At 64.1% G+C, this 560-nt stretch carries 1 protein-coding gene; it reads left to right on the plus strand.

Annotation, left to right across the window (positions count from 1 at the left end):
* On the plus strand, window positions 1-516 hold a 516-nt coding region (locus LJD17_RS23935; RefSeq protein WP_227386764.1), incomplete at its 5' end, for a single-stranded DNA-binding protein.
* Window positions 517-560: the final 44 nt, after the last annotated feature.

The following is a 560-nucleotide window of genomic DNA, read 5'->3' on the forward strand; positions in this document are numbered from 1 at the left end:
ATGGCAGGCAGTGTGAACAAGGTGATATTGGTAGGGAACCTGGGGCGTGACCCTGAGGTTCGGCGGTTGAACTCGGGCGAGCCTGTGGTGAACCTGCGGATTGCGACCTCGGAAACCTGGAAGGACAAGGCCTCGGGCGAGCGCAAGGAAAAAACCGAGTGGCACTCGGTGGTGATTTTCAACGAGAACCTGGCGCGGGTGGCGGAGCAGTATCTGAAGAAGGGCTCGAAGGTTTACATCGAGGGCCAGCTGCAGACACGCAAGTGGCAGGATCAGCAGGGGCAGGAGAAGTACACCACCGAGGTGGTGCTGCAGCGCTTCCGCGGCGAGCTGACGATCCTGGACAGCCGGGGCGGCGGGTCTGGCGAGTACGGCGAGGAAGAGCCGGGCCAGGCGGGTCAGGTCAGCCGGGGTGGGGAGTTTGGCCGCTCGTCGCCGATGGAGCGGCGGCCGGCGGCGGCACCGGCGGGCGGCGGCTCGCGCTTTAGCGATATCGACGACGACATTCCGTTCTAGGCCGCACCACAGCAGAAATCCGGGCCAAAATCCCGGATTTTTTG

The sequence above is a fragment of the Microvirga rosea genome (genome assembly GCF_020595095.1).
Taxonomy (GTDB): domain Bacteria; phylum Pseudomonadota; class Alphaproteobacteria; order Rhizobiales; family Beijerinckiaceae; genus Microvirga; species Microvirga rosea.